Genomic DNA, 8,563 nt, shown 5'->3' with positions numbered 1-8,563 from the left:
TCTTTCTCATATACTTACCAACACTATCACGCGAAGGGTGGGGAGACCCCACCCCTACAATTGTGGAGAATTTATTTATTAGTGTTCCCTTACCCTCATTTATTTACCCTAATTCGTTTGTCCTGATTTGTATTGCATCCAAACGGGAAGCGTTATCGTTTTGGTAAATTTTTAACTGGTGTTGCATAATTGCGGTATGATTTATCTCACGCAGAGGCGCAGAGAGAATAAGGAGTTTGAGATTTCAGCACATCAAATTCATCCCTCAGCAAGGTTTTTCAACCTATCAAAGCTGCATCAAAAATCTGTTGTGCTGTCAAATTTAATTGGGGAAAAGTGGGGGATACAATCAGGTTAGAGTGTTCCAAGTAAAAAAGTGCCCAATTGTCATGCTGAATGGAGCGAAGCGCAATGAAGCATCTCTGTCTATTACATAGCGACTCAGGATCAACAGTTGGATCATTTATTTCTTGGATTACTCTTATTACCTCTAAATTCCCTGATTTGATATTCACCATCGATTAATTCGTACACAAAAATAGTAGCTTGTTTAGGATTACCAATAAATTTGCGACCTCCCAATGCTGCATAATCAACCATCCAATATTCAGGGATACCCATCTCTACCCTTCGGGAAGAGCAAAGCTCTACATAATCCCTAAACTTATCGTAGTAGTCATCTCTCCAGTTTGTACTAACAACTTCAACGATTAATTTTACCGAACTAGCATTTTCGATAATAGATTCACTTTTCCAACGTGGTTCCCTAGTAATATTTTCTTGGTTCAAAATAATGATGTCCGGTTCATAACCCGATTTATCATTAATTGGTTTCACAATTGATTCTCTGGGAATAGTCCAAATACCGCGTTTAGCTGCTTCCCTAATTGTCATGAGTAATTCTTCAATCAGAAAACCCGTTAAATCTGAATGTTCCCCTCTAGGTTTTGCCATCTCAACAATTACCCCATGATGCAGTTCGTACCGTGTCTCTGAGTTTTCTGGATAAGCTGACGCGCATCTAAATTTAATAATTTAGCGTCTGAAAGCATTTGCTGCCTTAGATTACCCTCTAAAACTAGGTGCGGAACAGCTTACCATTCGATAAATTCATCAAAGGTAAATAACTTGGGTAAGGCTTGAGTCACAATCTTTACCTCGACATCATCAGAATTTTTATATATAGTTTTTTTTGAATCAAGCGGGAACGACAAATTTTTCACTTCCAGCTAAATCAAACGCTTGATGAATTACTTGTAATGCTTTCACACCTTCTTCCTGTTGAACAACACAGGTAATTTTAATTTCCGATGTGGCAATCATTTGGATATTTATTTTGTGTTGTGCTAAAGCTGCAAACATCTTCGCAGCTACACCCGGTTGTCCCACCATACCCGCACCAACTATACTTACCTTTGCGATCGCATTATCCAAAACAACCTCACCCCAGCCACATTCATTTGCTGCTTGGGAAAGCATGGTTTTTGCTTGTTCGGCATCAAAACGGGCAACGGTAAAGGCAATATCCCGTGTGGGCAAACCATCAATAATATGGCAGCGTTGTGATTGAATAATTGTATCAACGCTAATGTTGTGCTGTGCCAATAATCCAAATAATTTCGCTGCCATTCCCGGTTTATCGGGTACGTGACGAATGGCAAAACGAGCTTGGTTTAAGTCGAGGGCAACACCACGAACGGGGGAATTGGCAGTGGGGATTGGGGAATGGGAATGGGGAAAAGGAGAAGTGATGATTTCAAAAGCTTGGGAAAGAGATGCAACTGCGCGATCGCAATCTTTGGCATCGACTACACAGCTAACTTTGACTTCGCTGGTGGAAATCATTTGAATATTTACTCCCGCTTCTGCTAGAGTTGCAAACATCTGAGCTGCAACACCAGGACGACCAATCATTCCCGCACCAACTATACTTACCTTGGCAATATCCTGTTCCACCAACACTTCCGCTTCACCCGATTTTGCCGGATTGCTGCGAAGCACAGGTGCGATCGCTTCGGCAACGGCTTCGGCTTTGTTCAAAATCAGTGTCATCACGGTAAAAGCAATGTCATTACTATTACCATCATGGATTGATTGAATAATTAAATCCACATCAACTTTTTGCTGGGAAATTTCCCCAAATAACCTTGCTGCAACCCCCGGCTTATCTGGAACCCGCAGTAAGGCAACCTTCGCTTGGTCGGTATCAAATTCTATGGCATCCACAGGACGGGCAAGTTCCAAATTTATCAAAGAACGCCCTGGTTGCTTTGTCGATGTCACCCAAGTTCCTGGTGCATCCGTCCAACTCGACCGCACTACCAAAGGCATACCGTAATTACGGGCAATTTCCACAGCCCTTGGATGTAATACTTTTGCCCCCAAACTTGCCAATTCCAACATTTCATCGCAAGTAATTTCATCCATCAACTGGGCTTCGGGAACCAATCGTGGGTCTGTAGTTAATATACCTGGGACATCGGTATAAATTTCACAGAAGTCAGCACGTAATGCAGCTGCTAATGCGACTGCGGAAGTATCAGAACCACCCCTTCCTAAAGTTGTAATTTCTAATTCAACACCGTCACTAATACCTTGAAACCCAGCTACAACGATAACTTTCCCATCTCGAAGCTGGCGTTCCATACGGTCAGTTTCGATGCGTAAAATCCGAGCGCGAGTATGTTGGGCTTCAGTCACAATTCCCACCTGTGCCCCCGTCATCGAAATAGCAGGCTGTCCGATTTCCTGCAATGCCATACTCAAAAGTGCGATCGTTACCTGTTCCCCCGTCGAAAGCAACATATCCATTTCCCGACGGTTGGGACTTTTCGAGATTTCATTTGCTAATTTTACCAGACCATCGGTGGTTTTCCCCATTGCTGAAACCACGACGACAAGGGAATTTCCAGCCTTAACAGTTTTGCAAACGCGCTGTGCAACTGCTTGAATGCGATCGACTGAACCGACAGATGAACCACCGTATTTTTGAACTATAAGCGCCATAGGAATTTAGGAGGGAAAAATGAGGAAAGGGAGGAAAGGTATAGTATCTAACTATAGCGAGATTATTTAGAGATAATATTTAGCGATTTATTAATTTTAATATTGAATTAGCGTCTTTATTAACACCATTTATCAAAATGTGACATGGGACATATTGGAGGCATTAAGCTGTGCTTATCGCGAACAGGGAAAGCAAACAGTTGACCGAGGGGACACACTAGAGTGAATATAAAAAGATTAGACCATTGCTCAAGTAATAAGGAATGCATATTAAATAAAATGCAAGTTTTGATTTTGTGGGGTAGGCATCCTGCCTGCATAAATTAGATTAACGGGCAAGATGCCCATTCCACAAGATATGTATATTATTTAATTGCTAATCCTAAGCGACTTTCTGTCGTGTAACCTTTTTTATGGGGTAAGTTTGGAAACACTTGTGGAACAATCAAAGTTAGGTATAAGTGCTGTTATGAAAGTTGGCGATCGCGTTCGTGTCAAAGAATCTGTTGTGGTATATCATCATCCCGAACATCGCGGTCAAGCTTTTGACCTTAAGGACACAGAAGGGGAAGTTGCTGGTATCGTTACCGAGTGGCAAGGTAGACCTGTTAGCGCTAATTTTCCAGTTCTAATTAAGTTTAGTAAGAAATTTAAAGCACATTTGCGCGAAAATGAAATAGAAATCATCTAATCATCTAACATTAAAACTCAAAACCTTATCGGCGGCGAAACCACGCAAATAAATTTAGTTCGCCGCGCATTTTTTCTAGTTCTTGATGGTGCTTGGCTGCTGTAATCCGATACCATTGGCAATATTCTTGATACTCTGAGCGGATTACTACTTCATCGTAATATTCCCTTGTCACCTGCGCCGCTTCAAATACTTCCTCGACTTCAGGAGGTGCTGAAGGAATAATATATGGAAAATCTTTTGACATAAGAAAGTTAGGAATTATTAAGTTAGGAGTTAGGAATTAGAAGTTAGGAATTAAGAGTTTGAACAAAAGCAGAATAAGTTTAATCACCCTTTTTTAATTATTACTCATAAACTCAGTATTCAGCACTCCTAACTTAATTTATAACCAGCCTCGTAAGCGATAAATGACAATACCGATATATTCCTTGAGAGCGCTAGTAAAATCCTTATTATTGTCAGCATCGGGGATTAAATTCAGAATAGCGGCTTTGGGGGTACTGGTGAGTTCCTGGAGTTCCCCGTAACTAACGAGAAAATCAGTAGGTGCGGGAATTGCATCAATTTTTTGCTTCTTAAAAATTAATAGCGATCGCGGCATATGAATAGCTGATGTCACTAGCAATATTTTCTTGATTTGCCTCTGTTCGAGAATTTTCTTGACATTCACCGCGTTTTCGTAAGTATTCAGGGAATTGGGTTCTTCAATAATCGCTTCCTTGGGGACACCAATCGAGGTGAGAATACCTGCCATATCACTAGCTTCAGAAGAACCTTTACCATGCCATTCAACCCTTCCCCCACTCAAAATAATATAGGGTGCTTTCTTTTGGCGGTACAATTGGGCACCATAAATTACCCTATCTCCAGCTTCTGTCAAATCTACCGTTGGTCGAGGTAAAAACGCCGAACGGGTTGCACCACCCAAAACAACGATCGCTTCAGCATTCGGCAATTGGGACGAAGTATTTTGCCATTCAAGCGATCGCACAAAATAACGCGCTACCCAGCCATTGCTAGTACCAATTAATAAAACGAGAGCAAAAATAATACAAAATACAGCCGTTCGCGGTCGTCTTCTAATTGTGAACAAAGCAATAATTAAGACTACGCAAGCAAGCCCTAATGGATAAATAAATAATGGTAGTAATTTAGAAAGATAAAGAAACATATTTAACCTTAGAGACAACCCGGCGGGTCGTCTATATTAATTTGAATTTGAATTTGAATTTAAATTTGAAATTAAAAAACACAAATATAGGTAAGTTAGATAAGTCCAAAACTTAATGAAATATTTTGGTAGGTAATAGCAAGCCATTAATAGTTTTAATAAATCAAAAACCAGTAATTATTAACTATTACCAACTACCCGCTAAACTATTCCCAAAACCGGAAATTTATCCTGCCACGGGGACGACGAAAACGACGAGTTGCTCTTCTTTTCCTTCCCGACACTTGTTTTGGGAACTCAAACTCTTCACCTTCTGTTAATTCCTGTGGTAGCTCAGTTTGAGTCGCTTCCTTACTATCCCACCAAGCAATAATTAAACCTCCACCTAAACCACCCAAAGCACCTAGTAAAATGCTTAGAGGTGCTGGATATGTACCTAAAAACATAAAACCAGCGAGCAAAAATAACCAGTATTTCAACCCTGCGTCGATACCTTCCGAAGTTGCTATATTCGATGCTTGGGGACCAGATTTAGTAGCTTCGCTAATCCAACCCAGGACAAAACCACCTAGAATACCGAGAAAAATACTCCAAGTGCGATCCCAACCAATCATTAACAACAGGAATGTGAGAAATAAGCCAAATATCAGTTGGTTGGAGAAATTTGGCGATATGGGCAGTGGATTATTGTTTTTTTGTTGTGCCATAAGAAAGAAAATCTATTGAGCTATTGGCTGATTACATCGTCTAATTGTGCCGCTAGCGGCTGAGTTGTGTCCAATATTTTGACATAAGATTTTTCATTGGCGACAATTGCTTCGGCGTTTTGTAACTGGGATGCCAGTAAATCTGCTGTAGCATCGGCAATATCGCCAGTACGACTGTCTAATCGGGACTGTAATACAGATACCGGAGCAGTGCATTGGATTATTTTAATTGGTATTTGCTGGGCTTCGGCTCTACTGATTGCCTCATTTCGTAACTGTACTCGGTCGTACTTGGCATCTAAAATCACCTTAAAACCTTGACTTGCTAGCAAAACTCCCAAATCCAACAGCCTGGTATAAGTTTTCTCGGTCATTTCTGGAGTATATATATCACTTCCACCGCGATCGCACAATGCTATACCTGCTAAATGCTTCCGCACGGCATCGGAACGTAGGTGAACTGCACCAATTTTCTGTGCCAGGTATTTTGCTGTGGTACTTTTTCCCGAACCCGATACACCAGACATAAGAATTAATTGCCCTTGGGAAGGTTGGGTATATTCCCAAGCTTGGGTGTAATATGCAGCTGCAACCTTGGCTGATTCTGCTTTTACTTCGACGGGAACACCGGGGTCATCAAGTAAAAAAGAGTTGACTTTTGCTCTAACATATGCTTGCCGACTCATATATAAAGGCAGTAGTTGCAAACCTTCCCAATCACCAGTTTGTTCGACGTAGGTATTGAGGAATATATTCGCTAAATCTCGACGCTGACGTGCTTCCAAGTCCATGACGGTAAATGCGACATCATACATGACATCGACAAAGCGGAAGGGTTCATTGAATTCGATACAGTCGAATAGGAGTATTTCTCCTTTCCAGGTGCAAATATTGCGGGTGTGTAAATCGCCGTGGCATTCGCGGATAAAATGGTTGGTGATGCGATCGCGGAATAGTTGTTGACGTTCGGCAAAAAAGCGATCGGTGTATTGTTTGGTTTCATCAAACTGTTGTTGAGTTTGCGGACCACCTATATAATTAACTGTTTGCTCGTAGTTTTGGTCAATGGAAGCTCGAACCTGGGGAACTTCACCAAAACTGCTAATGTATTCGTTCGTTTCCGTTTTAGCATGGTAACGCGCAACCACCCGTCCTAAATCTTCGATATGGGATTCTGTAAGTGTTCCAGCATCAAACATGGTGCTGAATAATCCTTCGTCGGGAAATTCCCGCATCTTCAGGGCATATTCTACGGGTTCTCCCGTACCACCAAGTTGATATTTTTCCCCTGTTTGTGCGATCGCTAATACTTCCAAATATAATTCTGCTGCACCACGTTGATTTAAGCGTAATTCTTCATGACAAAAATTACGCCGCAATTCCAAAGTCGAATAATTCAAAAAGCCAAAATTTACAGGTTTTTTCAACTTATATACGAAATCCCCAGTTAAGAGAACATAGGAACAATGGGTTTGGATCAGTTGAATTGGTTCCTTCACTGGGTGAGGATAGAAACCAGGTAGCAACATTTGCTGTATCAAAGCGGGAAGTGAAATGTCAGTCATATTCAATGTTGGGTAAGGGGTAATGGATAAAAAGTTATAAGTCTAGTTCAGTTAAGCATTTTTCCTTCTCTTCCTACCCTTCGGGTAGGCACGAAGTGACTTCCAAAGGTAGCCGCTCCGCGTCTAAGGCGTTCTCTGCGCGATACGAAGTAGCTTCTGTTGGCGATAGCCGCCCTGTAAGGGCTAAGTAGACACTCCGTGTCTATGGCGGTTTAAAATATTGAAATTATTAGCCTTAACTAAACTATTTTTATACAAACCTTGATAGCCTAACAAAAAAACCAGGGTTAAATCCCTGGTTTAATTTATACTTTGTCGAAACTTCAAATAGTGCAAAACATACACCATTGATTTGTATTAACCTTTGGTGGTTGAATAAAAGCTCAAATGGTATATCGTACCTTTTGCGGGATGGCTTTGAACTTCCTTAATTAAAGCTTTGCCATTCCAATTAATATCAGAAATACTCAGTTCGATTTCGGTTTTATCTACACGAGCTTGTTTGAGCAAACGTTCAACAGTTTTTGCATCAACAACAAGAGAAATAGACTCACGACCTTTGTGACCATACAAATTTGCTGGTATGATTCCAGAACGACGTAGGGCATTGGGTTTGCTGCCTTCTGGTCGTGTTTTACATTCAACTGTGATTGCCATATTTTAGATTACTTTTTCTTGAAAATTTTTGCAGCTTTCCTAGTGTATCAGTGCCCAGCCTTAAGTGTTAACATCTCAATACTGAATTCATCCACATGTATTGTGGGACATGCATCTCACCTGTTCCACAATATTGATACACAATATGAATAATTTATTTTTGCGAGTTTCCAAGCACTTGTAAATTAGACACTCAATAACGAAGCTGGAGTTCCATCAGCATGTAATAATGCCCGTTTGGGTCCGTGGATGGGGTCTTCGAGTATGATTGTTTGGTCGCGACTCGCACCCAAAGACACGATCGCAATGGGAACTGCCATCAACTCAGCTAAGTATTTTAAGTAATCTTGGGCTTGTTTGGGTAACTCTTCCCAAGAACGACAGTTTGTTGTGGATACTTTCCAACCAGGAAAGCTTTTGTAAATTGGACGGCATTGGGCAAACCGACGGGAACTAGTAGGAAAATGCTCGCAACGTTCCCCGTCAATCTCATAGGCAACACAAACTTGGATTTCGTCGAGTTCGTCGAGAATGTCGAGTTTGGTAATCGCCAAGCAATCTAAGCCATTGATACGTACTGCATAACGCCCAATTACCCCATCAAACCAACCGCAACGTCGCTTCCTGCCTGTAGTTGTACCAAATTCCGCACCTTTAGCACATAAATGTTCCCCAAGTTCCCCATCTAATTCAGTGGGAAATGGTCCTTCACCAACGCGGGTTGTGTAGGCTTTGGCAACCCCAATCACTCTATCTATAGTTG

The 8,563-nt window shown here is 41.3% G+C and carries 9 protein-coding genes; 1 reads left to right on the top strand and 8 read right to left on the bottom strand.

The window, feature by feature from the left end; translation table 11 throughout:
- Positions 1-459 precede the first annotated feature (459 nt).
- Positions 460-1,035 carry a Uma2 family endonuclease gene (locus CK510_RS21290; protein ID WP_095723609.1) on the bottom strand — a complete coding sequence of 192 codons (576 nt, stop codon included), beginning with the start codon at positions 1,033-1,035 and terminating at the stop codon, positions 460-462.
- A gap of 162 nt (positions 1,036-1,197) precedes the next feature.
- Positions 1,198-3,006, bottom strand: coding sequence for an aspartate kinase (locus tag CK510_RS21285; RefSeq protein WP_095723608.1), 1,809 nt, complete (start codon positions 3,004-3,006; stop codon positions 1,198-1,200).
- A gap of 469 nt (positions 3,007-3,475) precedes the next feature.
- Between CK510_RS21285 and CK510_RS21280 the strand changes: the two genes are divergently transcribed.
- On the top strand, positions 3,476-3,697 hold the full coding sequence (locus tag CK510_RS21280) for a ferredoxin-thioredoxin reductase variable chain (RefSeq protein WP_095723610.1): 222 nt from the start codon (positions 3,476-3,478) through the stop codon (positions 3,695-3,697).
- 25 nt (positions 3,698-3,722) lie between these two features.
- Here the strand turns inward: CK510_RS21280 and CK510_RS21275 are convergent, their stop codons facing one another.
- The 6 genes from CK510_RS21275 to CK510_RS21250 all read right to left on the bottom strand — a co-directional run.
- Positions 3,723-3,944: a hypothetical protein gene (locus CK510_RS21275; RefSeq protein WP_095723607.1), complete on the bottom strand. Its 222-nt coding sequence runs from the start codon at positions 3,942-3,944 to the stop codon at positions 3,723-3,725.
- A 138-nt stretch (positions 3,945-4,082) separates the two neighbouring features.
- Entirely contained in the window at positions 4,083-4,871 is a 789-nt protein-coding gene (locus CK510_RS21270; RefSeq protein ID WP_095723606.1) for a YdcF family protein, read from the bottom strand.
- A gap of 206 nt (positions 4,872-5,077) precedes the next feature.
- Positions 5,078-5,578 (bottom strand): hypothetical protein, encoded by a 501-nt coding sequence (locus tag CK510_RS21265; RefSeq protein ID WP_095723605.1) that lies wholly within the window; start codon positions 5,576-5,578, stop codon positions 5,078-5,080.
- Between the two features lie 20 nt (positions 5,579-5,598).
- Positions 5,599-7,143: a bifunctional aminoglycoside phosphotransferase/ATP-binding protein gene (locus CK510_RS21260; RefSeq protein WP_095723604.1), complete on the bottom strand. Its 1,545-nt coding sequence runs from the start codon at positions 7,141-7,143 to the stop codon at positions 5,599-5,601.
- 357 nt (positions 7,144-7,500) lie between these two features.
- Complete coding sequence (gene rplY / locus CK510_RS21255; RefSeq protein WP_095723603.1) at positions 7,501-7,800, bottom strand: 50S ribosomal protein L25; 300 nt, start codon at positions 7,798-7,800, stop codon at positions 7,501-7,503.
- A 185-nt stretch (positions 7,801-7,985) separates the two neighbouring features.
- Positions 7,986-8,563, bottom strand: a 578-nt coding sequence (locus CK510_RS21250; protein WP_211293246.1) for an adenylosuccinate synthetase, incomplete at its 5' end; no start/stop codon positions are given.

This window comes from Brunnivagina elsteri CCALA 953, assembly GCF_002289455.1.
In the GTDB taxonomy this organism is placed as follows: Bacteria; Cyanobacteriota; Cyanobacteriia; order Cyanobacteriales; family Nostocaceae; genus Brunnivagina; species Brunnivagina elsteri.
Note: the sequence above shows the minus strand (reverse complement) of the source record. Positions and strands in the feature narration are given on the sequence as shown.